The sequence below is a fragment of the Legionella sp. PC1000 genome, assembly GCF_014109805.1.
Taxonomy (GTDB): Bacteria; Pseudomonadota; Gammaproteobacteria; order Legionellales; family Legionellaceae; genus Legionella; species Legionella resiliens.
The window spans coordinates 3,836,490-3,861,264 of record NZ_CP059400.1; the positions used below are offsets into that span (position 1 = coordinate 3,836,490).

The window sequence follows — 24,775 nt, forward strand, 5'->3', positions numbered from 1 at the left end:
TATAACGTTCATAGATTTTATTTGAATAACAAGCTTTTAATTTGATTTAAATTTGCTATAGAAAGGAGATTAAAGTTTCCGAGAAAAATTTTATTCTAAATTTACCGATATTCTATTAGGAGAAACGCTTTTCTTATTAAAAAGTATATTATACTTATAAATGTATAATTACAGATAATTCGTTGTGGAAAAAAAGCACGATAGCAATATAAATTCATTAAATAGCATTCCACCAATGTTTCAATATGTCTGGGTGGGTGGGGAAATTAATCCTCGGTATTTGTCAACCATACGAGATATATCGGCAGCTGCATTTCGCAGTGGTTTTAAAGAAACCATTATTTGGACCGATAATGATGAATACATTAATAAACCACTAAGACGTTTAGATTTAAATACACCTTCGAAGAAATATGATTCGAGCAGGAAAAAAAACAATACACGTGAAAATCCACATAGAAAGCAAAGAAATCAATCAGCTGACCAACCCGATTCAAAAGTGGCTCTATCTGCTGAAACTTTAGATATACCCATTAGCGCGAGAAACTTCCATATTAAATTAAAAAATATTAATGAATTGCTGAACCTGCTTAAAACTGACCCTATGTTCCCTGATAAAGAAACAAATGCCTATATATACAACTTATTAAGAGAGTCTATTGGAAATCGCAATTTGGCTGCGGTTAGTGATTTAATTCGATATTGTAGCTTGTATTACTATGGTGGATACTATCTGGATACTGATTTACTACCGTCGGTTGATAGCACTACAAAATTTATGCCAGATAAACCTCCGTTAGGAATAATTGGTCATATCCAGCAACAAAATCACCCGGAAAGCAAGCGCACTTTAGCTCGTATGTTGAAAATACCATTACCCTTAGAAGTTGATGGAAATAATGATGCTTTTGGGGTTGTTCCCCGTCATCCCATTTTACGAGTAGCTATCCAAAAGATGCTTGCCGCCTATGCTAAGCAAGATTTAGAACCAATCATATTAAAAGACATTAGTGTTGAAAAAATTGCAGATAGAATAAAAGACACTTTAACTTCTTTTGAAAGCAACTTTGTATCTCAGTTAAAAAATGATAAAGCAACTCAAACGGAATTTATACAATCGCTTTTGAATAAATGTTTTGAGTTACGATTATTAGATAATGTAAATTTTAATGAAATGGAATTAAAAAATTCTCCTCAACGTACGCCAAGTAGTGTTGCAAAAGATAAACAAAAAACACTACTTTCAATTGAAAAATTAATTGCTGAATATACTAAGCAATTAAAAATCGACAATTTTACTAATGAAAATGTTAAAGAATTAAGTAAAAAGTTAATTAATTATATCCAAGAAGAAATAAAAATATATCAAGAAACGTATAGTTTAGGATATGAGGGTGCCACAGAAATGGATTCTAAAAGGTATCCATTTGTCACTCAAGAGAGCAACGATCAAAATAAAAGAAGACAGAATACCTGTATAGCCAGTGTTAATTCTTTTTGTGGAGCTATTGAAGACTTTTTACTTCATAAAGATCATAATGGAGCCTCTCCTTATACCGATAAAGAACTTGAGGCATTTTCTCCTGAAAAATTAACTAAATCGAATTTCGTAACTAATATTCAATCCATTAAAGCACCAGGGGATTACAATGAAGAAGTTTACTTAGCTGGTTGTGAAGTTAAAATAAAGTGCGATAAAACATGGCTACAAAATACTAAAAGCAAGGTTTCCTATGATGAAAATGCTTTACCCGCAAAGAAAAAATTTGAAGATTTTTCCGCAAGCAGTAAAAATGAGAACAAAAAAACAATTGAACATTCGGAACAAGCGACAAAACAAACTGCTAAAACAGAAAAAGGGGAACCAGAAAGTATAGTCCTACCTAAATTTGAAACCATACCCAATAAAAATAAAGTAACTATTAGTATCATGAAGATACCTCTGAATGAAAGGGAAGAAAATATTTTCGCGGTCTACACGGTATTAAAGAATGATGGATTGCTGAGAAATCCCGATAGATCCGTTCCTGCAATTATCAAGACCATACGAGACATAGTGGTGAATATCGACCCTTCAAAAGAAGAAAATATAAGCAATGCCATTATTGAAATCAAAAGAAAAATAGCTGAAAACAAGGACAATAATTACAATGAGAATGCTGATGACATCATCCATGCATTTGCAAAACCAAGCTGTTGCGATTTTCAAAAAATCCGTGCGGCCTTAACGGCCAACCCTAAAATGGACGAAATAATGAAACCTGTCAGAGTAGGAGGGCAGCAACTGTAAAAGCGGATGGAAGGTCGGATCTTGCCTTTTGTCTCTTGTATATAATGTTGTTTTATAATTCTGCTAATTCTTGAGTAGTGAAGTCAAAAAATATTTTCCAATTTCTTTCATAGAATACAATCCACTTTTATATGAACTATATATTGCCTCATCTCGATTCCCTGACATTCGTTCATATTCTTCAATTGTAAGCCCTTTAACTAAATCTGGCACATGAGTCCTGGAAATATCTGTATAATCAACTTTAGGGTCAACATGCCTCACTACTCTGGAAATTAAGTCATCCGAACCAAGATATATTTGCTGCTTTAAATCAATCCACGGACTTTTCTTACTTAAGCCTGCATAAACAAATTGTTCATATTTTATTAGTGCTGCTGATTTTATAGAATCAAATGATGACAAAAGCCAGTCAACTGTAAGCCATGAAGGAACTGGTACTCTACCACTTGTTGCTAAATAACTACTCCAATGCCACTCATCTACCTTTTCAACCATGTCTGCCCTAATAGGATTTAATACTATGTAACGCGACAACTCTCTTTCTCAACCAATATAGATTTATAGCGACCTTGTAGGACATGCCCAATCCGCTTGTGTAATTTATTAAATTTCTGAGTGTATACCCTTTTAGATAACATATGCCTTTTGATAGATTTCCAAGCGGTGTTTCAATGAGTAAATTGTAATGATTTGTCATCAAACAATACGAATGACATAGCCACTGATATTTTAAACAGGCGTCTCCTAAAACAGACAAAAAGTTCTCTCTGTCTTCATCTGATAAATAGATCGCTTCTTTTCTATTTCCTCGACTGGTAATGTGATAGAGTCCATCTGCAAACTCGATGCGCAAAGGTCTTACCATCGCTAATCCTAGACTTACTTAATTCCTTTGAAAGAAAATTAATACATCGGAAAATAATTATCAAGAATTAATCCCTGACTCGCTGTCTTATATAGATAAAGGCAAATAGCAAGATTTGACCCCTAGAACATAAAAACGAACCACCTAGAAAGACTTTATAATTTCCTTCATTTAACTTAATATCCGACGATTTGGAATTAAAATGAGAGAGTGATATGTTTGGCAAAGAAGAGATGAAACCTGATTATAAAATAGTATTAAATTCCCGTGACGAAATGTTATTAAAAAAATATGGGAATAGAGATACTTATTATCTTGATGAAAGGTATAAATTAGCAATTCTTGTTGACATATACAGCGGAAATTACAAGCCAGAGTTAAAATCTGATGACTTGGCTACAGAGTATTCCAAGTTATTAGTAGCATTTTGTCATTTTGATGGGAAATGGATCCCTGAAGGACGTTATCGTTTTAATCCTCCTTTAATGCACACTGAAAATAATATCTTGGTTATTGGTAAGAAATTTGAGTCAATTTCTAATTGTACGACGGCTTTACTTCATGGGAAGGAACAAAAAGCCATGAAATTAATTTTAGATGGCTATGATTTTAAACAAGGGAATGACCGCTTGGCCTTATTAGAGAAATACAAAAACACATGCTTTGCTGAGGAGAAATTCATAGTGAAGACATGCTTTATTCCTGGCAAGAACATCTTCGATACGTCAAAGTTTATTATGGAACACCAACAAGAACTTAATATAACCCTAAGCTAACTGCAGAATAAAACATAAGTAGCCTGGTTGCTTGCAACCAGTAGTTAGAGGGTCAGATCTTGCCCTTTGCCTCTTGTATATAATGTGGTTTTATAATTCTGCTGATTCTTGAGTAGTGAAGTCCAAAATATTTTCCAATTTCTTTCATAGAATACAAATCCACTGACTGGTAAAGTGGATAGAGCTCACCAGCAAACTCAATGCACAAAGGTCTTACATCCCTAATCCTGGACTTACTTAATTCCTTTTGAAAGAAAATTAATACATAGGGAAATAATTATCAAGAATTAATCCCTGACTCGCTGTCTTATATGGATAAAGGCAAAAAGCAAGATCTGCCCCCTAGACACTCTTTTTAATTGGCACAACAATGCACATTATGCCCAATCAATTAACTATAATAAAAATAATACCCTTAATTGTGGATAATTTCTATGTTTCAATGGAAAAAGAAACTTCAGGAAGAAAAGGTGAAAAGATTGGTTCAGGAGTTCAAGGTGATGTTTATTCTAATGGTGATCAGGTAACAAAAAAATATGCAAGTACCCTTGGAAATGAATTTTTAGAGTATGTAGATAAACCTAAAGAACATATTGTTCAAGGCGAAATGGAAGCGTGGAATGCATTTTATAAAAGATATGATCCGTCATTTGCAACAGCCTCTATAGATAGAAATGGTAATTTAGTCATGCCTAAAATACCTGGGATAGGAGCTAATAAGTACCTTCAATCGGGTGAACTTGGAGAACATTTCAAGAAAGATCTTTCATTATTCAAACAAATGGTTAAACAAGTCATGCAAGATGTTACTGGAAAAGAAATGCGTGACCAAAAAGATAATGACGTCTTAGTATCAATATTACCCTCAGGAAACTACCGTTTCCTACAGGTTGACTTTGGTGAGTTTGGCATGTACAAGCTCATTAATGAAGTTGAACGGTCTATGCAAGTGCAAGAATCAAACAATTCTCCCCATTGAGGTTTGATTGCTCATTTCTTATGCTTCCAATCCATAATGGTACATTCTCTGTTGGGAATGAAATTTCGCTCACATGCAAATTTATTTTTAGTTGCTTTTAACTCAATAGACTCACCAAGTACGGTTCTTCCAAAAACACTCCTTGCAACCGAAAAAAGCCATTCACTTTTATATAATATTTGGATAAAGCATCAAAGCATGATTTCGGGAGTCAGGACTCCGTAAACAGATACAATATGAATAAAGGCAAATAGCAAGATTTGACCACTAGACACTCTTTAGAAAAATGTTCAGAGAATATGAGGTGTGAATTCCAACTTCACTTTGTTATTTCAAAAATCGAGCTAAAACACGAGACATAGGGGTCAGGATCTGCCCCCTAGATGTGTTTTCGAATGAGCAGAAAACTCACGATCAGTCGTTGCCTTAAAATTTCCTTAATATTTATTTGTTAAAATAATTACACTTTGACCAAAAATAATCCCAAAATGCCCTCACAACTTAAAAGCCATGATGAATTATCATCAATAGACTCAGCAATAAAAATTGATCAATTACTAAACGATATAAAAAAACTGATAGATGAGTGTGAAAGCGATAAGGATTTAAAACTTATCGTAAACGGTTATCCTCACTTAGTGCCAATTATGATTGGCCACTATGGCTCTGTCATTACTAAAAAGTTTAATTTAATTCCACTGGGTTATCTTTTTAATTTAAATTATGACTTTTCGTTATTTTTCTTTAATTCTTCAATATGGGAAAAGCTCGCGTCTACTGATAAGGCTAAGCTTTATCTCTCCACGAATATACCCTCATTGAAGAAAGTGAGAGAAGCTATAGATTTGGCAATTTCCAATCAAGATAAAGAGGAAGAAGAAAGACTCACCTTAAAGCTAAAAAGAATGATGGAAGAATTAACAGCCCCTGGTTTTAATTTCGACTCTGAGAGTATTTTTGGTAATAGCTTAAATTGGTTTGCCGAAGAATATGAAGAAGAATTTAAAGAGCTTGGAAGGTATTACCTCGACCTTATTTTAAATATCAATCAAGGAACTATTTTTGAGTTTCTTAACCAAACCACAACGGCCAATAATATGCCATTTACACATGGTTTGGCGGCATACGTATTTTGTAATTCCAGCATGATAACCAATGCTATTAGAGAAGTGTCAGATTTTCTCGATGCGTATAGTTTAAATGTTAATGCTTACAATTATACAGACAATTTAATCCGGTTGATTGTGAATCATGAACATCTCATGGTTAAACTCTTTGATAGCTATAGAGTTTTTTCCAAAATAGATCCCAATGGCTCTAGAGAATTTTCAGTTTTACATAAAGCTTTGTTGGAAAAAATGAGAGCGACCCCCAATAAATTACTTCGTTTTGTAGAAAATGAAGAGCAATTCCAAGTCTTGCATACAGAAAATGCCAAAAAAGCACGCTTTCAATTTCCTTCTTTTGAACAATTTACCAGAGACATCTTAGTCACGAGTCTTAAAACACATCCGCACTTGAGGGATGAAATAACTCAAATTCAACATTTTCTCGATGGAGATGCAACTGTTGATTGTTACTTTGGTCAAACTACAAAGACCTCTGCAGCTTATCAGCTATTACGCTTAGTGATTTACCCCGAATCAATAAATCAAGGTAATGCCAACATTTGTGGGGCGGCAGTTTTTTTAAAGGTTTTAATGAACAGCTATCCTGATTTTACAATTCGAATGCTGATCAATTTCATTAGCAATGGAGAAGTTTGCATTAACGGCAAAACAATTGCGAACAACGACTATTATGAGAGCAATAATCTTATCCATGCTTTTTTAGTTGCATTACGTCATAGCTCTAACAGACTTGGATATTTACCTGGTTTACCTAAAACCATTGACTTTGCCCAAGGATCTACTCCTAATTTTCAAGTCATATCCTGGTTACAAACATTTGGATTCAATTGCACCAATGCGAGTTATCATACCTATACCAATGGTAAACCACTAGGCGGTATTTACACGCTCTTCTTTCATCGCACGGATCAACGCAGTTATACCGGTTGGGAAGAAAACTTCACTTTTGTATTGGATGCCATGCAAAAGCAACCCAATGCAAAATTTATATTGGGTGTCTCAGCTGGACTAACACATAGACTCTGTAAACACGCACCATCCGCAAATAAGGGCGATGCCAGTATTTTAGGCATTGCCGCTGATCACTGGGTAGAATTAACCAATTTGGCGATGAATGACGACGACACTGTAGACGTGACTGTATTTACTTATGGTGATTATTACCACTGTACTCTGCCTAAAGAAAAGTTATTAGATGGTTGGCGAGGAGCTATTATTGCTTCTCCAGAAAATAAACCAGAACTCTCTCTCGAGTCCGATACTGAGACGTCATCGGCAGTGATCGTGGTTTAGTTTAGTTTCATTTGATATGAGTAAACTTTGGGGCTCTGTTTCAAAAACGGCCATGGGTGTATCATTTAACCTAACTGCATCAATGGGGTCAGGCTCTGAGAGATCGACACCTATTTTAAGAAACGGATTGACTTGGAACTCCAATAGATAGCTGTCTTTTTGGATAAAGACAAAAAAAAGATCTGACATATTTTGGGTGATTTTTGAGCCAACGAGAAACCACAAAAGACAACCTCAATCCTGAAAATTATGATTTAACCCATTGATTTACAAGGATTTATGATGGTCTTTACTGGTCTTTGATGGCTTGAATAATTGTGGGGTGGCGGAAATCGAACCCGTTACCATGGTTTTTTGATGATCCCATGAGATACTATCAAAGACCATGAAAAATGACATCTACTCTAGCTTATCGCTCTTTTTCTCAAATTCACCAAGTTGTCTTTCATGGTATGAAATTGTAAGCAGATGGTGCCGTTTTGGTGCCAATAATTAGAGTAGACTCTGTTTGTTCAAGCCACCATGCTACCTTGATAAATCCTTGCTCAAAGATTATATTAACAACAAGCTTACGGCGCATGATTAATCCCGCTGTAAATCCAACAACCGACTGCTATACTTCCGATTATTGATGCTCTTTGAAAAGAAGAAGGTATTCAATTTAAGGTACAATATTTCATTAATTATCATTCAATTATGGAGAAGAAAAAAGTTTGCTGGTAAGGATATTTTATTAATGAGAGAAATAGAGGGTCAGATCTTGCCCTTTGCCCGAGGCTATTTTTTTAGCTAATCCTTGGCTCGAGATGCAATGATTGCTTTACAAAAAGAGAGAACCGAGGATTTAGCATTACTTAAACAGCAATTGCAAAAATCTCTGCAACAATATGACGCCGCGCTGGATTCAGTGCAAAGTGAGGATAAAGGCAAAGCAAGATCTGCCCCCTAGGACCCCGAATTTTTTAAATAAAGAGTAGGAGTAAAACTTGGACTTAACACTACAAATTATAGGATATTTCGCCTCTCTTCTAGTATTCGCGACCTTTTATGTTAAACGCATTATGACATTACGCATGATTGCAGTTGGCAGTAATGTGGCCTTTATCTGGTATGCCGTAGGGGCTGATTTAGTCCCCATTATTATTCTGCATGGTTTATTATTGCCATTAAATATTTACCGGATTTACGAATTAAAGAAGAATATTAACGCGATATCAGATCCGCATAAGCTGGATGTAAAAATTCTTGAAGGATATGCTGAAAAAAGAGTAGTCAAAAAAAATGAGGTAATTTTTGAATTAGGTGTCATTAGCCATTCAATTTACTTTATCAAAGAAGGGGCAGTCAAAGAATTCTCCCCCGATGCCCATTGGCATACTCGAGAATTTAAAGTGGGAGATGTATTTGGGTTACTAAGTTATTTTTCCAAAAGTGGTAAAACATTTTACCGTGCCCAAGCCACTGAAGACAGCGTTCTTTATGTAGTAAGCCATGATAGATTAAACGAATTATGTCTGCAATCTCCTAATTTTGGTTTTTTACTTATGGGTTGGCTTGCCTCCCGCTTAGAAAATCATCTGCTTTATGAAAAGCAAGCTCGATCAAACCAAACAATTTAAAGTTCTCGTGCAAGGCAAATGCATAATGAAGCATCAGTTAAATTTATATTTAAAAAATAAACGAAGTATGGATGAGGTTTAAAACTCCAAGGGGTGAATAATTAAAACTTACATTGTCACGCTCGAGGATTTCCTGTCCTTAATGGGTAGTACTAGTTTCACAAATCATGTACAGATTAGGGTCAGGTCTTTCCTATTTCCTCTAGGGATAAAGGAAAGACCTGACCCCATTTATGTGAAAGAAAATTAATACATCGGGAAATAATTATCAAGAATTAATTCCTGAATTATGGATAAAGGCAAATAGCAAGATCTGACCCTAGACTTGCTAGACTCTTGATTCGCCCTGATTTATCCACCCTTATTGCGCAATTGTTCTCTTTTTTTCCTACTATACTTTTTATAACGGCTCATCAAATCCTGTGCTAATCATGTATTCTAAAGAACTCAATCCAGATACGTTATATTCATGTGATCATTACTGGGGGAATGACGTTTCATTTCCTAAAGGAACTCAAGTGGGCAAAGACAGTTGGTTTGAAACCAAAATAGATCATGTCATTGGCTTAAGTGGTAATGATACCGGGGAGGGTCCGGGATTGGTTATCGAAGATATCGAGCATTCTGATGTGGATATCTTATGGACTTCAGGCCTCAATGGATGTATGGGATTAGCCATCCTCGGCATCAATCCAGTAACAAAAAAAACAGACGTTTTTTTTACTCATGCCAGACACTATGAGAAGAACGATGCCACTACAGATAAGGATAATCCCATGTCTTTGGCACGTCAATTCGTACAGTCGCATGAAGGCATTCGTGTTTTTTGGGGTACCGACTTCACGAAATATGGGAGTCAAACAGATGCCAAACGTCAAGAGGCCCAAAAAAAGCTCAGCAATACTTTAGGGTGCTGGGTCCGGAGCGATGATTGCTTTAATACTGCCGAAATGACCTTTTTCCCTAAACATAGTCTCCTTATACCCAAGTTACCTCCATCTGCATACAAGGATTACAAGGAAGACAACAATCGAGAGCGGAAAAAAGAATTTTCTGATAGTAAACAATTAGGGGAGTATAAACCTGACCCAAGCATAGAAGGTGAGATCCGCTTACATATTGCAGCCTTACGTAAAGACCGGACATCTTCTGCCCGCTTATATCATCAGGATAAAAAAAGAGATTTGAAAATCCAAGCGCTAACCGAAATATTGGAAGCTTATCATGTAGGCAATTATGATGTATTAAGGCAATACCAGAGAGCAGCGGAAGAAAATAAATCTCCTTATATGGATCCTGATGGGAAAAAGATATGGGATTCCACCCAAGGCAAAACAGTAGAACTAGCGCAAAAAGCAGCGCAGGATGCGTTTAATAAGATTAGAGATATGGGAAAAGATGGGTGTGGATTACAAGAAAATGGGGAACCCATCCCAACTTATCGTCAATACCACCCTAAGACGAACTCTGAATTATCATCTTCATTTCTGTGATAACCATGCTAATGGAGCCGTTTTATTTAAGATTATACATTAATCATAATAAAATCAATGATTTAAGTGGTAGCGGCTGCGGGAATCGAACCCGCTCAGAATAATTTTAAGGACTTATTTCAACGACCACTAAAGACTACGAGAGATTAGATGGATACTGGGTTAATGCTTGATATAACATCTACACGCCTGTTGTCTTTGGAGGTCTGAAATTGTCAGCAATTGGTGCCGATTTGGTGCCGCTATTAAAATTAGATTTAAGCTGCTTCTAATTCAATATGAACGCGTTGTCCAATAGCCGCGGCAATATTTACCAGCGCATCTAATGAAAATCGAGAGATTCGTCCACGTAGCATATCATTTAAACGAGGCTGTGTAATTCCGCAATGTTGAGCCGCTTCTACTTGTTTCCAATCATTTTTTTTAATAATCGCTACGATTTGACGCATCAATTCAGCTTTCGCTTGCATATTTGCTGATTCTCCAGCTGTATCAGCTATTGCATCCCAAACATTTTCGTAACTTTCTACTTTGCTCATTTTTATTTGCTCCTCATTAATTCAGCAAAACGTGCTTTTGCAAGATCAATATCCCGTTTTGCTGTGACTTGAGTCTTTTTCTGGAATGCATGTAAAACATATACTGCATCTGCAAGCCTTGCTGTATAAATAACTCTATAAGTTCCTGATTCATCCCAGATTCTAATTTCTTCAACTCCTTTGCCGATTGTCGGCATAGGCTTAAAATCATCGGGTTGTTCGCCACGTTGCACTTTATCAAGCTGGTAACCTGCATCTTGTTTTGCATCAGCATCAAACTCTCGCAGACGGGTTAGCGAGTCACCTAGAAATCGTATCGGTTTCATTTATTATTTTTATATCCATTTTGATATAATTATATCTGTTTTGATATAATTTACAAGTTTATCTAGGAAGTGTGCCAAAAATATTCACAATCAAATGTTTGTTATCGAAGCAAAAGATAAAAATTGAACTATATATAGACTTTATATTATACAAGGAGTGTATTATGAGTCTTTTATGACCAAAGTTAAACAAAAGAAAAGGAATTTTCTTAAACCTATTGAAAAAGCAGTATTAGCATTACTAGCTTCATCAAGTGCTTTAGCTTCTCCTATAAAAGATATAGATATTTCTAATCAAAGTACTTTGCTTGCTCAAGAAATACAAACTCGATTAACAAGCTTTTCTACTGATGAACCCCTTTTAATAATAAAATCTGATGCGCAATACGCATCATTATATCATTCATCCCATAGCTCTCATTCTTCACATTCATCTCATATGTCCCATACATCTCATTATTCTAGTAGTTTTTAAGGATAGAAGATGACAACAAAAAATAAACTAAATTTATCAAAGTGTGATGTAGTGCTGAAAAAACATAGAATTCACGTAAATTCAAGAATTAATTCACGGGGTCAGGCCTTGAATTGTGAATTACAAATTATTGGGACGGGAGGAGTTTGTTGATAAATGTCTAAAAAAGTCGAGTCTCAAATGAATCTATTAGATATCCCAATACTCAATAAACAGAGAAATACATTTTAAGACAATAGTGAATAAGGCAGATTCAAAAAATGAATCGATTTAGATTATTATAATTTAGTTTAAAAGGGATTGGGAATTATTTGGTTTCCATTATTCTACCCCAATAAAATAACAAAAAATATGACAATAAATTTGTAAATTCAAAATTCAAGGCCTGACCCCCTAGTGTTCCTGCAAATAAATCCATGAAGTGTTAAAAGCTTTTGATATTCATAAGAACAATATTGACTACCCCTGTCCGAATGAAGAATCCAGCGCTTACCTCAATGGCAGATATTAGATTACCCGCTTAAAGAGTATGAAATGATGACGATGACCACCGAAAGTGAATGGTCATTTGATGGTCGATATTTATGGCTTTGTTCACAAAGAGCAAATCAAGGGAATGATCACGCCCATTTGGGTAATTAGTAAACGAGAGAACACCACATGAGTAATGAAACCAAATTAAAGGATGTAATTTGGGGTGTTTTAAGAATACCCCAACAATGCCCATCAAACAGATGTTTGTTTTATATATATACTATACTTATTTTGACCACAATCTATTATTCAGAGGTCAAAATGAAAAGTTTTTTTTCAAAACACAAAGCAGGTCAAATTATCACAATACCTAATGTACCGTTTACAGTTGATGTCGATAGACTGCAATCAAACAACAGATTATTAAGTAATGATGAAATCAGCAGACTTGAAAAAATGAATCTTTCTCGTGGTCATCACCATAAACATGAAACAAATACACCTTATACTATTATCGCAGGAAATGATGCCTTATATGCCGTATATTATGGTAAAAAAGCTAACGCACACTTGGGTGAAGGTGCGTATGGTCTTGTCAAAGTAGGGCAAAATTTAAAAACAGGTAAATGGATTGTACTTAAAATCAATGAGTCATATGCAAAAGATACAGAAATTCAAAATGAACTTGGCATTCTTAAAGCAAGAACACATAAAGCTCACCCTAATGCCGTCCAATATTATGAAAGAGAATCTACTAAACGAAAAGCAAAAGACCCTAGTGGAGAAGGTGTTGTCCGTGAATTTTTTATGCCTTATGAATCAGGAATTTTATTAAGACATCTTTTAAAAAAAACGAGTTTATCGCAAGCAATGAAACTTAATATCGCGGAAAAGATCATTTTAAAGTTAGATGAGCTGCATCGTAAAGGTATAGAGCACAATGATATTAAGTCAGACAATATAATCTGCGATATACACAATATGGATATTAAGCTAATTGATTTTGGTAAATCAAAGCCCAATACACGCATAAGTCAAAATTCTAAAGACTTTTCAAGGCTCTCCGAATTATTAGCCCAACTTTTGGGCGAAGAGTATCGGCCTTCAATAAATGAAGCTTTAAATTCAAAAAAACCACTAAAACAACTTGCCTCATATATTAAAGAAGAAAAGGAAAATTTAAATACTATTAATAAAATTCATATAGTAGGTGTGCTTGACCTTGCTCAGGTTGATGAAAATAATTTAGACCAATATCTACCCCAATTAGAAAAATTCTCAAATATATTGCTAGTTGATAGTAATAACGAACTGATCTTGCCTGGAAAAAACGGACACCTAACTAAGCTACCATTTTAATCTCAAATAACTCAGGAGATTTATACCCGATCATTGAGTGAAGTCGTTTCCGATTGTAGTATATTTCGATGTATTCAAACACATGATTTTTGGCAATTGCACGTGTTGCAAATTTCTCCCCATGAATCGCTTCTACTTTGAAACTATGATTCCAGCTTTCCATAGCAGCGTTATCATAACAATCACCACGCTTACTCATGCTGCACACAATACCATGCTGCGTTAAAAGTTGTTGATACTCGTAAGAGCAATATTGGCTTCCCCTGTCTGAATGTAGAACAAGTCCTTTAGTTGGTTTTCGACTCCATATAGCCATTTGAAGAGCATCAATTACTAATTCCTTTGTCATTCGCTCAGAAAGAGCCCATCCAACGATCTTGCGTGAATACAAATCCATAACAACTGCAAGGTAAAGCCATCCTTCCTCAGTCCAAATATAGGTGATGTCGCTCACCCATTTTTCATTAGGTTGATGTGCCAGGAAATTTTGCTGCAATAAATTCGGTGCGACAGGTAGTTGATGGCTACTATTGGTTGTCGCTTTGAATTTCTTCGCAGCACGTGCACGCCAGTCATTTGAACGCATGATTTTAGCCACTCGATGCCTACTCACTGGCTCGCCTTCATTGTTTAATCGTTTAGCAATCCTGACGGCTCCAGCGCGTGATTTTTCCTCATCAAAAATAGCTTTAATTTTCTTGGCTAATACTTGACTATTCATGTCGCGACGGGAGGGTTTTCGTTTCCGCCAATCATAATATCCGCTGACCGATACAGAAAGTAGGCGACACATTAAACGAAGGGAAAACTGACCTGAGTGCTCCTTAATCATGGCGTACCTCACTTTGATTCCTTCGCGAAGTACGCAGCCGCCTTTTTTAGAAACGCATTTTCTTCTGCTAACAGTGCATTTTCCCGCTTCAAACGAGCCATTTCTGCTTGCTGTAGCTTTTGATTTTCAAGAGAGTCTCCACCTTTTTTCTGTTGGGCTTTCCAGGAATAGAGTAAGGGTTCTGATAGACCAAGATCTTTTGCCACCTGACGAACTCCGTCTTGTGCTATTCGTTCAAGTGCCTGATCTTTAAATCGGGGACTATATTTTTTTCTGGCTAACTGCTTCTCTGGTTTATTATTGTTCATTATTCACCTCTGCCTTTGATTTTACTCTCTTAGCAGGGTGTCCGACAATTCAGGGCAAGATCAAACCTCAGATAAATAAATATATAAAAATCAAAAATTTTTTAGTAAAGAACAACATGCCATGTTCTGATAAGGTCATAATAAATACGAAACCAGAAGATATTCAATCGTTAGATGCATTTAAATCATTAATGCCAAACTACAATAAAAATAATTCATATATTTTGGAAAATATCATTGACCAACAAATCATAAAACATTTCACCCCCAAGAATGTTGACCTTAAAAAACGATATATGAATCTATTAAACGATATTAAGCAACCAGATGAAGAGGAGCACTTCGTTAGTCCTGAGTCTGGCAAACCAGGTTGACCGTGTCTAATTCGAATCAGTTTGTGCCATTTATCATTAAGTCGCCTCCTAAAATCATTGAGGCTATAGACTAACAACCGCTCTGTCTTTAGTCACGCACGCTTCCCGAAAACTCAGTTTCTTTTTACAGTTGGTAATTTTGCTCGTATAAAAAATATCTATTTCTTCCTCCTCTAAATTCTCAAGAACTAGAGATGTTTCAATTAAAATTGATGCTGGTTGTGTTGTATTCAATACTTCTTGTAAATCAATTGGATTTGCAAAAACACTAAGGAATTTATTTGTAGGTTTTAGCTTGATAAATTTAATTTGCTCATAAATCCAATAAATAATTTGATTAAGATATTTCCTTGAGGAATACTCTGTAATTCTACTTGATTTAGTAGTGAAGGATTTTGTTATTCTTTTATCTTTTATTTTAAAATAATATGGTATAGAACGCCCGGCTGCATGAGTCGAAAACAAACCCACCAGATCTTCTGCTTCATAAGTTTTTGCCCTTAAGGCTCTGTTTGAAATTGTCATGTTTCTTACAGAGAGCTTTTGAAAATGGGCGGAGTTTCTAATAGTGCCAGCTAGACTTTTATAATCTACCTTGATGAAATACCGATTTATTACACCTGAAATGGGAGAACAACTCTTCTTAAATACGACTAAATAATTATCCATTTCAACTAACACAATAAAAGCAAAAATCTGATCCTTATATTGGTCATGATCCAGAAAATATACAGGTCTTTCGGTTATAAATACCTGTGCAGAATAGGTGAAGCTTATATGATTATATTGTTTGCTTATTCTATATTCATTAATTAAATAATCTGTATCTTTCTTTTTATTTCCAGAGGCTACATCTAAAATCTCTTTAATATTTGTGTTACTGAAAAAGTTTCGAGGTTTATAAAATTGAGCACTTTGTGTAAGTATAACGAAATCATTATCCATAATCTGCCTCGCCACAGAACCTGCAAAATATAATTCTTTAATGCATTTTTAAATTTTATTGGATGATTCCTTTAAATATAGCCGATTAAATTGAATTATATATTTAGTAAACTCACCTATAAATAAATTTTTAGGCAGTAATAATAATTCACAATTCAAGGCCTGACCCCTAGGTATTCAAAACCTACAATTAATTCAATTCTTGAAAAAACCAATATCAGCTCTAAAATTTATACTAACTACATAAACACACTGAACCAAGTTTATACATATGTTTATTAGAAATAGTTTAATAATAATGGACTGCAACAACTTTCAGTATTATTCGCTGGGAGTTTCTATTTGAAAGATACTTAAATACTTAAATACTCAAACATCTAAATATAAGGGATTGCTATGACTCGTTTTTTTGTGCACTTTTCAACCCCAGATTCTAATAGTGAAATTGATTTAAACGTCTCACAATTTTTAGCTAATGAACTTAATGAAGAATGTATAGCAGTTATAGATCCAGAGGATATTCCTATTATTCCTCATACACAAACTCGCGTATCATTTATGGCTCATGGTCATCGAGAATCATTTGGATTTTTTAACTCCCCAGACCAATTTTTTAATTACATAGTCCTATTTAAAAAAATTAACCCTCATGTTTTAGATATAGATTTGTTAGCTTGTAACGTTGGCCTAATCACTAATGAAAATGATGGATTCGCCCAGAAATTGGCGGAAAATATAGATGCGATGAGATTTGAGAATGGTTTGGCGCTTCATACTTTCATGGTACCTGATGATAGAATAGGAAATATGAATTTAGTTATTGATTGTAAAAATAATAATTTTTTTATCGAAAAAACAAATAAACTTGTAGATCAACTAGATATGCAATGTAAGTTAATTCTCCCGGAGCTTAAGGGTATATCTGATGCTCTATTTGTGTATGGGATGGATAGTTACACTTCCATTTATAGAATTGCAAGATATTTAGAAGTAGATAATTTGGAGCTCTATCTTAGAAAAATGATCAGATTGAGGAAAAACGATCAAATAACTATTGAAACATCCGAGAACTACCCCTATCCGTTTAACATCAACAACATTAATCAATTAAAGGACAACAAAGATGGGTCATATACAATATATTACAATAATGGAGAAACAGAAGTAATTGATGGCGAAATTTTACATGTGATTGCTAAAGAAAGTTTTATCACTTCAATTAGATATCAATATGAAGACCCTAATATTAATCTTAATTTCGATTATAAAGGAACAAAAATAGGTCAGCGAGAGAAAATCTGTAAAGCTGTCGAGGATGCTTTATTTGAAATTAAAAGGGTTAGAGGCAATTATAATGAAGAAGACATTCGAGTACCAATTAGATTAGACCGATTTATCTACTCTACAAAAGTGATTCGTGGTGCTCTAGAAACGTTTACTCAAAACCAAAATGACTTTCATCCTCAGGGACATCAAAAAACCTGTAAGCTATATAAAGAAACACTCCAACACCTCCTAAAGTTAGAAGACGATTTAAATGAAAATAAACCACTGGGAGGAGGATTTTACAGACTGTTGGATTCAACCGATAAAAAAATAGAAAAAGCAAAAGCAATAAGGACAGCAAAAAGAGAAGTATTATTGTCCGCAGCCAATTATTTACTTGAACCAACATCATTAGTCAAATATTATGAATTTACACAATCAATGATTGATAATCATTTATTTAAAGAAACTGGTAAAGAGACCCAAAAACTTTGTTTAGAGGTACTTGATTTAGCAAGAGCAAACTATAGCTTCGTAGATTATTTCAATCTGGCAAACCTGAATAATGATATGGTAATGTTTGAAAAGCATGCCATTGATAAAAAGTCATTAGCTAAAGGCATAGTTCGACTTAAAAAGGACTTTAGTGAATTAGAAGTTAAGCTAAAGACTTTTGAAGAGCACTTAAACGACTTTAAAAACAGTGAACGTTTAAATGATCTATTAGCTGAGTTAATTGATGATTATAATAAATTACAAGAATTAGTATCGGTTGCAGAAAGGATAGATAGAGGAGAACTATACGATCATTGTACTGAAATAGTGGACTCTTTCAAAACATTTAAATCAGATTATCGAGAATTAGTATCAGTACTTTCTGAAGAGGAACCAGAGGTAGTTTCTAATATGAGTTCTTATACTCCTCTTATGATATGAGAACCTAATTCAGTTTGTAACAAACTTATTTCGATAAATTTCTGTATAACCTTCACTTCGGTCAAAAAACTTACTCTTATTTTTTTATAGGAGATAGTCAAATTAAATTTTCTCATTATTAGGCAAAAAACCTTTATCTCCCAAATCTTTATCACACTTCGTAATAAATAATTATTATCAAATCTAATCACATATTTTGTTTTGTCTTTATCAACAGACGTTAGCATTTTTTTTCTTCCAATTTATTATCTGGCGGGATACCTCCGCACTCATCTTGCCAGGGAAAATTTTTGATAAATCTTTAGCTTGAATAATTTGTTTCTCAATAACTAATTTCAATATTTCTGACTCGATTTGATTTATATACTATTAGATGGTTTGCAAAAATTTAATAAAGCTAAACATCTAAATTAATAGTATTACAGCTTGAAAAATGATAGTTATGATGCCGCAGTAGTGCCGGTTGAAAATGCAGTAGAAAAGAATGATATAAATCAATAAGTTATGGTGGAGGCGGCGGGAATCAAACCCGCTTCCCTATGGTTTATTCCAGATCATCAAAAACAATGAAAGACTACGAAAGCTCATATAAATCAGGGCGAAACATAGGAAAGAAACCATTGATGAAGTTGATCTTTTGGGCGAAGCACTGCCTAAAATGTGAGAAGCGTCATTTATCAAACTGAATTTGATTTAACTTTTACGACTTGTTTAATTAAACTCATTATATATTCCAAGTCGTTATCGTTATCAACTTGGATTTGATAATCACCATTACCATAATGCCCTACATTTGAAACGTTACGAGTACGACCTTTACTGTCATCGATAGTACCCCATGCGGCGTTAAGAAATATTTTCAATGATTTCCTCTGAATTTCTATATCAACAATATTTTTATTCAATTTAAAGGCTATATATAGCTTCGTGGGCTTGAGTTCTATTTCATCACTCAAATTCAAAATCGCGTCTCTAAATTTCTCATATAACTCCGCAATTTTCTTCGCTTGCTTTTGCTGCAGTAGCCCTAGAGGGTCAGGCCTTGAATTGTGAATTATCAATTAGAAGTAATGAATCAATTGACGATCCGAATCAAAGAAATTGGGGATTATTTTGCTTGTATTATTCTACTGTGAGTAAAATAGTAAAAAAATTATGATTCTAGATTTTTAAATTCAAAATTCAAGGCTTAACCCCTAGATTTCGCATACAGAGGGTTGCCTATTAGTTGACAATTTCGGATTATAATTTATCAATGCGGGAATCAATTATCAAGAATTAATCCCTAACTGCTGTCTTATAAAGGCAAAATCAAGATCTGACCCCTAGAATGTTTGTAAGTCTGCATGCCCGATTGCGGGGATTTCTAAATGAAATAACTTAGTGGCACCAAAAACAGAAGCAATAGTTTTGGCTAACTCCGCGACTGAGTCAAAATTAAATTCTCTGAGGTAAAGGTGAATTGTTATTGGCACGGGTGAGAGATAAGCGCTGCAGCTAGATCATTTGCAAAATCAGTATGAAGATTCGTTATACCTAGCTTAAGTTTACGAGGAGGTTTATTTTTGGATAAAATGATAGGTAACACCTTCTCCATATTCTATTTTAAGCAAATAGATTAACTAAAGAGGATTGTTTCTAGCTAAATCCTATTCAAGTATGAAATGGATTCACGCTACAAAGGAAACAAATAAACTAAGAGTATAAATCTACCTTTTAGCCAATAAGAAATGTTCCTAAAAGATAGTTTCATTTAATTTCAGCCTAATCCTTTAGAAATATCATTATCCTTTGGGTTCATTTCTTGCTTTAAAGCATCATGATAATTCACGAGAGAATCTACTAACTGAGTCAAACTCCTATTTTTTCCACCATAGTGGTAGATCTCTTTTAAAACTCCATCAAGTATCCTGTCTGATGGAGTTTTAGGAGGCTTGGATGAGGTAAAGAGACGCAAATCTGCCTCACTATAGGATTCTATAAGAGGTTTAAGTTGATGCAATGCTTCTTCTACCTGTAGTTCTGAAAGGTTTTGAGTTATGGCTTTAATGAAATTCTCCAATATTTTTTTTGCCTTTTCATCTGGTTTATCTTTATATTGAAATAGCGAATCCAATTGTTTCAATACCTGCTCCGATTCCTGATAAGCTTTGATAAAATCTATTTTATTCCAGTTCTGTTTATCATTTTCAAGATATGCTTTATACATGAGGGTTAGGTAGCGTAATTGTTTGCTTTCTTTTCCCTCTTGAATAGTTATACCGTTAAACTGAAGGACAATATTGTTAAAATAATTTTTACCTAAATTAATTAAATTATATTTTTGGAGTTCATCTACAAATTTACCAAATGAAACCATTTCTTGTTGCGACGGCATTTTCTCTTGGGAACATAGCATCATCATTTCCAACATCCTGCTGGTTCCAGGTTTGGTTGTAATTTGGGGATAATTTACCATGACCTCCTTCATGCGCTCATAATAAATTTTATAATCTAAAGGCTTATGAATATTTCTACCAGTACGAATTGTTGAGGGTACTCGTGTTGGCGAAGCATCGGGCAATAAATCTGGATTAATACCAATTTCTACCCACTGATCCTTATTGTTGATCATGTCCATCATAACCAAGATCCCTACAGGTGAAATCCCAGTTTTTTCCCTCATTATTTGGCCATAAGGGGCTAAATTTGAAAAAGGTAACTGGACTGAGTCGAGCATTGAACAAAAATGTGCTACTGAATTGGCCGACTGGGGATCGAATTGTTTTGTTTTAAAATAACGAAAATCTGCATCTACCCATATCCAAATCTCATTTGACCAATTCATTTCAGTTTGATCTCGTATAATATTCACACATCTTAAAAGGCCATCCCGCGCATACTGAGGGATTGATGAGATAATATCGCTATGATATTGATCATGAGCAAAGATACCAACATAGGTATCTCGTGCGCTTCCATGAACATTACCCGGATCGGGTGTATGCGGGTAAAATAAATAAGCCAAACGTCCCCGGTAGGTTCGTAGACCTTGTTCTATATCGGCCATAGATTTTATGCCGAATTGAGGGATAACTGGCATGTAATCATTAATACCATAGCGCAGAATTCCTATGGCATTGCGAGCACCACAAGAAGGTATTATTAAAGGAAATTCAATAAATTTTTTCTCTACTTGGCTTAAAGGCCCAAACTCCTCAATTTTAGCGAGGGCTTTTTCACCAACGACATTATGGGTAAGTCCTGGTTCTTGGGGGAATACAGTGGAATAAAATATTTGCTCTGAAGCGGGCAGTTGGGATACCAAAAGTTTAAACTGATCATAAGTTTCATTATCCTCTATGGGCTTCATCATAAAGCCTGAAGATCCTTCTTTTCTGGTTAAGGAAGGCAACAGATATTTCTTTGCTTCTTCAGTGAAATCCCCTTCATCATTTAAAATACGATAAATTGCCGTAATATGCGGTTGTTCGGAAGCAACTTCCAGTCCATGCTCATCTGTATAAACTCTTTTTTTCTGAGCTTGATATAATTCAAGTAGGGTAAGTAATTGTTGGGTTTGCAATCCGGCACTATAAATGGAGTCAAATAAACCGAACACAATTTGAGGAAAATCGGGATCTTTGAGTAATTGTTCTAGTTCTTGAAAAGGTTTCTCATTCAGTTCTGGATTTAAATTGTTTAAACCATTGTCAATAAGTTTTCGAAGATGTTTAATTTGCTTCATATTTAAGGATTTCTCAATCCGGTGTTCTTCAGTTACATACTTTTTATGAAGCTCTACTATTCTGTGAAATTGATCTTTGGTTATCTTGTCATTTTGCAGTAATTCATACGCGTATTTTAATGAATTCTGTTGCCTTAAAATCGTTTGAACTTGGTTTGAGTTTAACTGTTTTTTTTGTGCAGCATGTAAGAAAATTTCTTTTATCTCTTCATCAGTCATAACATGTGCAATCACCCGAGCTGAGTCAGGAAGATGCACTGATTTAGGACGAACCCGTACCTTTGTATTTGCAGAGGTCACATTTCTCCAAAATTTCTGCAAGACAATAACTTTTTCTATCTGAGTTGCATTAAGCTTTCTTTCGGGCTGGGGTAAATTTTGTTGTGTATTTTTTACTGTTTCTGAAGTTATTGGACCGAAGAATGGATTATATTTAAAAAATAAATCCCACTTTGTAGGAACCATAATAAAATCCCCAATTTAAAACTTACTTATAATTATAGCGCATCCAATACCTTTAAATTCTCCTGGCACTCCCCTCATACTAGTATCTATGAAAAATGATAATTTATCCCAGCTCTAACACGCTCAATAGAAGCACTAAAAGCAGTATTCACAGAAGCACTCCCCATCCAGGCGCATTTTTTTGGAATATTGAACGCGAAACCTTAAAGCGTATGGTTGCTGAACATCAGTTAGAAATCATGGTTGCAACGGATGCGGCTTGTGAGGGACTGAACTTGCAAACACTTGGGACATTAATAAATATAGATCTTCCCTGGAATCCAACAAAATTAGAGCAGCGGATTGGTAGAATTAAAAGATTCGGCCAAGTGCGCAGCAAAGTTGATATGCTCAATCTAGTTAATGAAAAAACCGTCGATGAGAAAGTATATGAAAAACTTTCTGAAAGAATGCAGGATCGATATAATTTATTTGGATCCTTACCAGATACAATTCGAGATGAATGGATAGAAGATATTGAAGCTTTAGGAGAAAAAATGGATGAGTACATTAATGCTCAAAAAAAGACAATGCATTTGATTTACGCTACAAATCCACTATGGAACCTTCTGACAAGGATTGGCGTGATTGTTTCTGAGGTGCTCTCAAGAAGAGATTTTATTGAATTAATGACCTTAGGCTGGGGTGTTACCAAATGAAATAATGCTTTTGAAATTACGTAGAGCATAATTGTGTAATGACACTATATGTTGACGATATTTGTATCTCTGGTGAAAGCAACAAAAGCTCTTTTATGAAAAATTAAACAAATCATTCACCGGTCCGGACTTCGCTACAGTAAAGTAAATTCTATTCCAAAAAACAGTCAAAACCTTAATCATGAAAAATTATGTCTTAACTCGTTGATTTGCAATGGTTTATAAAGGTCTTTAGTGGTCTTTTATAGTTTGAATAATTGGTGGGGCGGCGGCTATTTAATTGATTATTTAATTGATTGTATTTAAAAGGTTTATTTTTTTATTTTTAACTAGGTACCCCAAGATATACCCCCTTCATGGTGTTACTTCTTAGTCTTATTCACCTTAATGGGAGGTAATGCGATGATTAATTTGTTTTCTGTAGAGCGGTAATTAGCCTAACGAAGAATGATTCTGAGACATTTTGGAGCTTCGTTTTTTAGTAGGCTTCTCACGATTTGTAGGCGCAGCACACGTTTGATCCATATCAATGGATCTAGCTGTAGTAAGAAAACTAATAACATCCGATGATTCTTTCAAATCTCTCAGTGTGACCCGCTTATTCAAAATTAATTTCATCTCATATTGCCTTAAAAATCCATGGAGTAATCCCCATATCAATAATCGACTGACCTTCGTTATTTTTACCTACGCTATTAATAATAGCAGATTTCACTGCGGTTTTATTAGCACTCATTATAATACTAGCAATCTCTTCGCCAGGGCAAGAAGGGACAAAGGGTTCATTTAATTTTAAATCATTAGCCATTTGATTAAATAAAGAATTTACGGCATCTTCTAATTCTTTAGAATAATCAATAATATTTAAGCCAAGATTTTTTGCCTCAATTGAGTCAATTTTATAGTCATGAGAACCAAACCCACTCACAAGTATATCAGCTAGCTGATTTATTATATCTTTTTCTAACTCATGTCCTTCTGATCTATTTTTAGCCAGCTCAATAATGTATTTTCTCGATTGTGTATATAATCTATAAATCTTACCAATGAGATCGGGGGGCAACGCACAATATTTATGAAAATATTCTAAAATTTCAAGAGAAATTTCTGTGTTAGATTGCTGCCAACCAATTTCAGATTTAGCAAATTCTAGATATGCAAACAAGTCAGTTGTAGCATAGGTTCTTAAACCTTGGTTCTGTTGGATCTGTAGTTGAGGATCAACTGGGCCTAATTCAGCTTTTTTTGTCATATAGATTTCATCAGCTCCAACAGATATCATAGTGGCTGCACTATGAGCACGAAAAGGTACGATTACCCCAAACTTGGTACAATATTTTCTAATCAAGCGAACAAGAGGAAGTGGCACAATTGTTGAACCACCCCGAGAATAAATGAATAGATCAATATTTTCTTGGTTACCAATAGATTCAAGCACCTCATGAAATATTTGTATAATATCCTCATCTATTTGCGTACACAAATTAGGCCTATCTCCAGTAGCATATATAAGAATATTTGAATTACGTAGTTTTGCAAGTTCAAGAAGTTGCTGTTGCATCAAATTACTTCCTCATGATGTTTGTTATTTCCTATTAAACAA

General features: G+C 34.7%; 22 protein-coding genes and 1 pseudogene. 13 read left to right on the forward strand and 10 right to left on the reverse strand.

The genetic code is table 11. The features are described 5' to 3' along the window. Positions 1-235 precede the first annotated feature (235 nt). The gene (locus FOLKNPGA_RS16830) at positions 236-2,290 is read left to right on the forward strand and encodes a TcdA/TcdB catalytic glycosyltransferase domain-containing protein (protein ID WP_182352899.1); all 2,055 of its coding nucleotides are present in this window, start codon (positions 236-238) and stop codon (positions 2,288-2,290) included. Positions 2,291-2,353: 63 nt separating this feature from the next. Here the strand turns inward: FOLKNPGA_RS16830 and FOLKNPGA_RS16835 are convergent, their stop codons facing one another. Beyond that, positions 2,354-2,788 carry a hypothetical protein gene (locus FOLKNPGA_RS16835; RefSeq protein WP_182350974.1) on the reverse strand — a complete coding sequence of 145 codons (435 nt, stop codon included), beginning with the start codon at positions 2,786-2,788 and terminating at the stop codon, positions 2,354-2,356. Positions 2,789-2,795: 7 nt separating this feature from the next. Beyond that, on the reverse strand, positions 2,796-3,158 hold the full coding sequence (locus tag FOLKNPGA_RS16840; RefSeq protein ID WP_232890256.1) for a transposase: 363 nt from the start codon (positions 3,156-3,158) through the stop codon (positions 2,796-2,798). Positions 3,159-3,373: 215 nt separating this feature from the next. Between FOLKNPGA_RS16840 and FOLKNPGA_RS16845 the strand changes: the two genes are divergently transcribed. The 3 genes from FOLKNPGA_RS16845 to FOLKNPGA_RS16855 all read left to right on the forward strand — a co-directional run bounded on the left by FOLKNPGA_RS16845 (position 3,374) and on the right by FOLKNPGA_RS16855 (position 7,336). Beyond that, the gene (locus tag FOLKNPGA_RS16845; RefSeq protein ID WP_182350975.1) at positions 3,374-3,934 is read left to right on the forward strand and encodes a hypothetical protein; all 561 of its coding nucleotides are present in this window, start codon (positions 3,374-3,376) and stop codon (positions 3,932-3,934) included. A gap of 379 nt (positions 3,935-4,313) precedes the next feature. Then, positions 4,314-4,913, forward strand: a complete 600-nt coding sequence (locus FOLKNPGA_RS16850; RefSeq protein WP_182350976.1) for a hypothetical protein — start codon at positions 4,314-4,316, stop codon at positions 4,911-4,913. A 488-nt stretch (positions 4,914-5,401) separates the two neighbouring features. Beyond that, positions 5,402-7,336, forward strand: a complete 1,935-nt coding sequence (locus FOLKNPGA_RS16855; protein WP_182350977.1) for a hypothetical protein — start codon at positions 5,402-5,404, stop codon at positions 7,334-7,336. A 445-nt stretch (positions 7,337-7,781) separates the two neighbouring features. Here the strand turns inward: FOLKNPGA_RS16855 and FOLKNPGA_RS19050 are convergent, their stop codons facing one another. Then, positions 7,782-7,916, reverse strand: coding sequence for a hypothetical protein (locus FOLKNPGA_RS19050; RefSeq protein ID WP_255466007.1), 135 nt, complete (start codon positions 7,914-7,916; stop codon positions 7,782-7,784). Between the two features lie 231 nt (positions 7,917-8,147). On the opposite strand from FOLKNPGA_RS19050, the gene FOLKNPGA_RS16860 reads away from it, so the two are divergent. The 3 genes from FOLKNPGA_RS16860 to FOLKNPGA_RS16870 all read left to right on the forward strand — a co-directional run bounded on the left by FOLKNPGA_RS16860 (position 8,148) and on the right by FOLKNPGA_RS16870 (position 10,448). Then, positions 8,148-8,285 carry a hypothetical protein gene (locus FOLKNPGA_RS16860; RefSeq protein WP_182350978.1) on the forward strand — a complete coding sequence of 46 codons (138 nt, stop codon included), beginning with the start codon at positions 8,148-8,150 and terminating at the stop codon, positions 8,283-8,285. Between the two features lie 37 nt (positions 8,286-8,322). Beyond that, on the forward strand, positions 8,323-8,955 hold the full coding sequence (locus FOLKNPGA_RS16865; protein ID WP_182350979.1) for a Crp/Fnr family transcriptional regulator: 633 nt from the start codon (positions 8,323-8,325) through the stop codon (positions 8,953-8,955). A gap of 431 nt (positions 8,956-9,386) precedes the next feature. Continuing rightward, complete coding sequence (locus FOLKNPGA_RS16870; protein WP_182350980.1) at positions 9,387-10,448, forward strand: hypothetical protein; 1,062 nt, start codon at positions 9,387-9,389, stop codon at positions 10,446-10,448. Positions 10,449-10,705: 257 nt separating this feature from the next. Here FOLKNPGA_RS16870 and FOLKNPGA_RS16875 read toward each other — a convergent pair whose 3' ends face one another. Together FOLKNPGA_RS16875 and FOLKNPGA_RS16880 are read right to left on the reverse strand one after the other, a co-directional pair. Continuing rightward, entirely contained in the window at positions 10,706-10,987 is a 282-nt protein-coding gene (locus tag FOLKNPGA_RS16875) for a helix-turn-helix domain-containing protein (RefSeq protein WP_182350981.1), read from the reverse strand. 2 nt (positions 10,988-10,989) lie between these two features. Further along, a complete protein-coding gene (locus FOLKNPGA_RS16880) occupies positions 10,990-11,313 on the reverse strand; it encodes a type II toxin-antitoxin system RelE/ParE family toxin (RefSeq protein ID WP_182350982.1) in 324 nt (107 codons plus the stop codon). A 175-nt stretch (positions 11,314-11,488) separates the two neighbouring features. Between FOLKNPGA_RS16880 and FOLKNPGA_RS16885 the strand changes: the two genes are divergently transcribed. The 3 genes and pseudogenes from FOLKNPGA_RS16885 to FOLKNPGA_RS16895 all read left to right on the forward strand — a co-directional run bounded on the left by FOLKNPGA_RS16885 (position 11,489) and on the right by FOLKNPGA_RS16895 (position 13,621). After that, the gene (locus tag FOLKNPGA_RS16885; RefSeq protein ID WP_182350983.1) at positions 11,489-11,788 is read left to right on the forward strand and encodes a hypothetical protein; all 300 of its coding nucleotides are present in this window, start codon (positions 11,489-11,491) and stop codon (positions 11,786-11,788) included. 489 nt (positions 11,789-12,277) lie between these two features. After that, positions 12,278-12,452, forward strand: a pseudogene (locus tag FOLKNPGA_RS16890) (S26 family signal peptidase); the annotation flags it as partial. Then, on the forward strand, positions 12,449-13,621 hold the full coding sequence (locus FOLKNPGA_RS16895; protein ID WP_182350984.1) for a protein kinase: 1,173 nt from the start codon (positions 12,449-12,451) through the stop codon (positions 13,619-13,621). The pseudogene FOLKNPGA_RS16890 and the gene FOLKNPGA_RS16895, both read left to right, overlap by 4 nt. On the opposite strand, the gene FOLKNPGA_RS16900 is transcribed toward FOLKNPGA_RS16895, so the two are convergent. Further along, a protein-coding gene (locus FOLKNPGA_RS16900; RefSeq protein ID WP_182350985.1) for an IS3 family transposase occupies positions 13,605-14,761 on the reverse strand; the annotation gives its coding sequence in 2 pieces (ribosomal slippage) (positions 13,605-14,512 and positions 14,512-14,761; 1,158 coding nt in all). The two genes, FOLKNPGA_RS16895 and FOLKNPGA_RS16900, sit on opposite strands and share 17 nt — an antisense overlap. Positions 14,762-14,877: 116 nt before the next feature. Between FOLKNPGA_RS16900 and FOLKNPGA_RS16905 the strand changes: the two genes are divergently transcribed. Continuing rightward, the gene (locus tag FOLKNPGA_RS16905) at positions 14,878-15,135 is read left to right on the forward strand and encodes a hypothetical protein (protein ID WP_182350986.1); all 258 of its coding nucleotides are present in this window, start codon (positions 14,878-14,880) and stop codon (positions 15,133-15,135) included. Positions 15,136-15,198: 63 nt separating this feature from the next. On the opposite strand, the gene FOLKNPGA_RS16910 is transcribed toward FOLKNPGA_RS16905, so the two are convergent. Continuing rightward, on the reverse strand, positions 15,199-16,080 hold the full coding sequence (locus FOLKNPGA_RS16910) for a hypothetical protein (protein ID WP_182350987.1): 882 nt from the start codon (positions 16,078-16,080) through the stop codon (positions 15,199-15,201). A gap of 396 nt (positions 16,081-16,476) precedes the next feature. Between FOLKNPGA_RS16910 and FOLKNPGA_RS16915 the strand changes: the two genes are divergently transcribed. Continuing rightward, a complete protein-coding gene (locus FOLKNPGA_RS16915; RefSeq protein ID WP_182350988.1) occupies positions 16,477-18,282 on the forward strand; it encodes a hypothetical protein in 1,806 nt (601 codons plus the stop codon). A gap of 677 nt (positions 18,283-18,959) precedes the next feature. Here the strand turns inward: FOLKNPGA_RS16915 and FOLKNPGA_RS16920 are convergent. Continuing rightward, positions 18,960-19,343, reverse strand: a complete 384-nt coding sequence (locus FOLKNPGA_RS16920) for a DUF5655 domain-containing protein (RefSeq protein WP_182350989.1) — start codon at positions 19,341-19,343, stop codon at positions 18,960-18,962. A gap of 698 nt (positions 19,344-20,041) precedes the next feature. Beyond that, positions 20,042-22,474, reverse strand: coding sequence for a hypothetical protein (locus FOLKNPGA_RS16925; protein ID WP_182350990.1), 2,433 nt, complete (start codon positions 22,472-22,474; stop codon positions 20,042-20,044). 212 nt (positions 22,475-22,686) lie between these two features. Between FOLKNPGA_RS16925 and FOLKNPGA_RS16930 the strand changes: the two genes are divergently transcribed. Beyond that, positions 22,687-23,172 (forward strand): helicase-related protein, encoded by a 486-nt coding sequence (locus FOLKNPGA_RS16930; protein ID WP_220471044.1) that lies wholly within the window; start codon positions 22,687-22,689, stop codon positions 23,170-23,172. 619 nt (positions 23,173-23,791) lie between these two features. Here the strand turns inward: FOLKNPGA_RS16930 and FOLKNPGA_RS16935 are convergent. Continuing rightward, positions 23,792-24,733, reverse strand: a complete 942-nt coding sequence (locus tag FOLKNPGA_RS16935; protein WP_182350991.1) for a hypothetical protein — start codon at positions 24,731-24,733, stop codon at positions 23,792-23,794. Positions 24,734-24,775 lie beyond the last annotated feature (42 nt).

What these genes read in the sequence shown, in the direction of transcription:
- FOLKNPGA_RS16830 (WP_182352899.1), top strand. Translation starts at nt 236, where the DNA reads ATGTTTCAATATGTCTGGGTGGGTGGGGAAATTAATCCTCGGTATTTG.
- FOLKNPGA_RS16835 (WP_182350974.1), bottom strand. Translation starts at nt 2,788, where the DNA reads ATGGTTGAAAAGGTAGATGAGTGGCATTGGAGTAGTTATTTAGCAACA.
- FOLKNPGA_RS16840 (WP_232890256.1), bottom strand. Translation starts at nt 3,158, where the DNA reads ATGGTAAGACCTTTGCGCATCGAGTTTGCAGATGGACTCTATCACATT.
- FOLKNPGA_RS16845 (WP_182350975.1), top strand. Translation starts at nt 3,374, where the DNA reads ATGTTTGGCAAAGAAGAGATGAAACCTGATTATAAAATAGTATTAAAT.
- FOLKNPGA_RS16850 (WP_182350976.1), top strand. Translation starts at nt 4,314, where the DNA reads ATGCCCAATCAATTAACTATAATAAAAATAATACCCTTAATTGTGGAT.
- FOLKNPGA_RS16855 (WP_182350977.1), top strand. Translation starts at nt 5,402, where the DNA reads ATGCCCTCACAACTTAAAAGCCATGATGAATTATCATCAATAGACTCA.
- FOLKNPGA_RS19050 (WP_255466007.1), bottom strand. Translation starts at nt 7,916, where the DNA reads ATGCGCCGTAAGCTTGTTGTTAATATAATCTTTGAGCAAGGATTTATC.
- FOLKNPGA_RS16860 (WP_182350978.1), top strand. Translation starts at nt 8,148, where the DNA reads ATGATTGCTTTACAAAAAGAGAGAACCGAGGATTTAGCATTACTTAAA.
- FOLKNPGA_RS16870 (WP_182350980.1), top strand. Translation starts at nt 9,387, where the DNA reads ATGTATTCTAAAGAACTCAATCCAGATACGTTATATTCATGTGATCAT.
- FOLKNPGA_RS16875 (WP_182350981.1), bottom strand. Translation starts at nt 10,987, where the DNA reads ATGAGCAAAGTAGAAAGTTACGAAAATGTTTGGGATGCAATAGCTGAT.
- FOLKNPGA_RS16880 (WP_182350982.1), bottom strand. Translation starts at nt 11,313, where the DNA reads ATGAAACCGATACGATTTCTAGGTGACTCGCTAACCCGTCTGCGAGAG.
- FOLKNPGA_RS16885 (WP_182350983.1), top strand. Translation starts at nt 11,489, where the DNA reads ATGACCAAAGTTAAACAAAAGAAAAGGAATTTTCTTAAACCTATTGAA.
- FOLKNPGA_RS16895 (WP_182350984.1), top strand. Translation starts at nt 12,449, where the DNA reads ATGAGTAATGAAACCAAATTAAAGGATGTAATTTGGGGTGTTTTAAGA.
- FOLKNPGA_RS16905 (WP_182350986.1), top strand. Translation starts at nt 14,878, where the DNA reads ATGCCATGTTCTGATAAGGTCATAATAAATACGAAACCAGAAGATATT.
- FOLKNPGA_RS16910 (WP_182350987.1), bottom strand. Translation starts at nt 16,080, where the DNA reads ATGGATAATGATTTCGTTATACTTACACAAAGTGCTCAATTTTATAAA.
- FOLKNPGA_RS16915 (WP_182350988.1), top strand. Translation starts at nt 16,477, where the DNA reads ATGACTCGTTTTTTTGTGCACTTTTCAACCCCAGATTCTAATAGTGAA.
- FOLKNPGA_RS16925 (WP_182350990.1), bottom strand. Translation starts at nt 22,474, where the DNA reads ATGGTTCCTACAAAGTGGGATTTATTTTTTAAATATAATCCATTCTTC.
- FOLKNPGA_RS16930 (WP_220471044.1), top strand. Translation starts at nt 22,687, where the DNA reads ATGGTTGCTGAACATCAGTTAGAAATCATGGTTGCAACGGATGCGGCT.
- FOLKNPGA_RS16935 (WP_182350991.1), bottom strand. Translation starts at nt 24,733, where the DNA reads ATGCAACAGCAACTTCTTGAACTTGCAAAACTACGTAATTCAAATATT.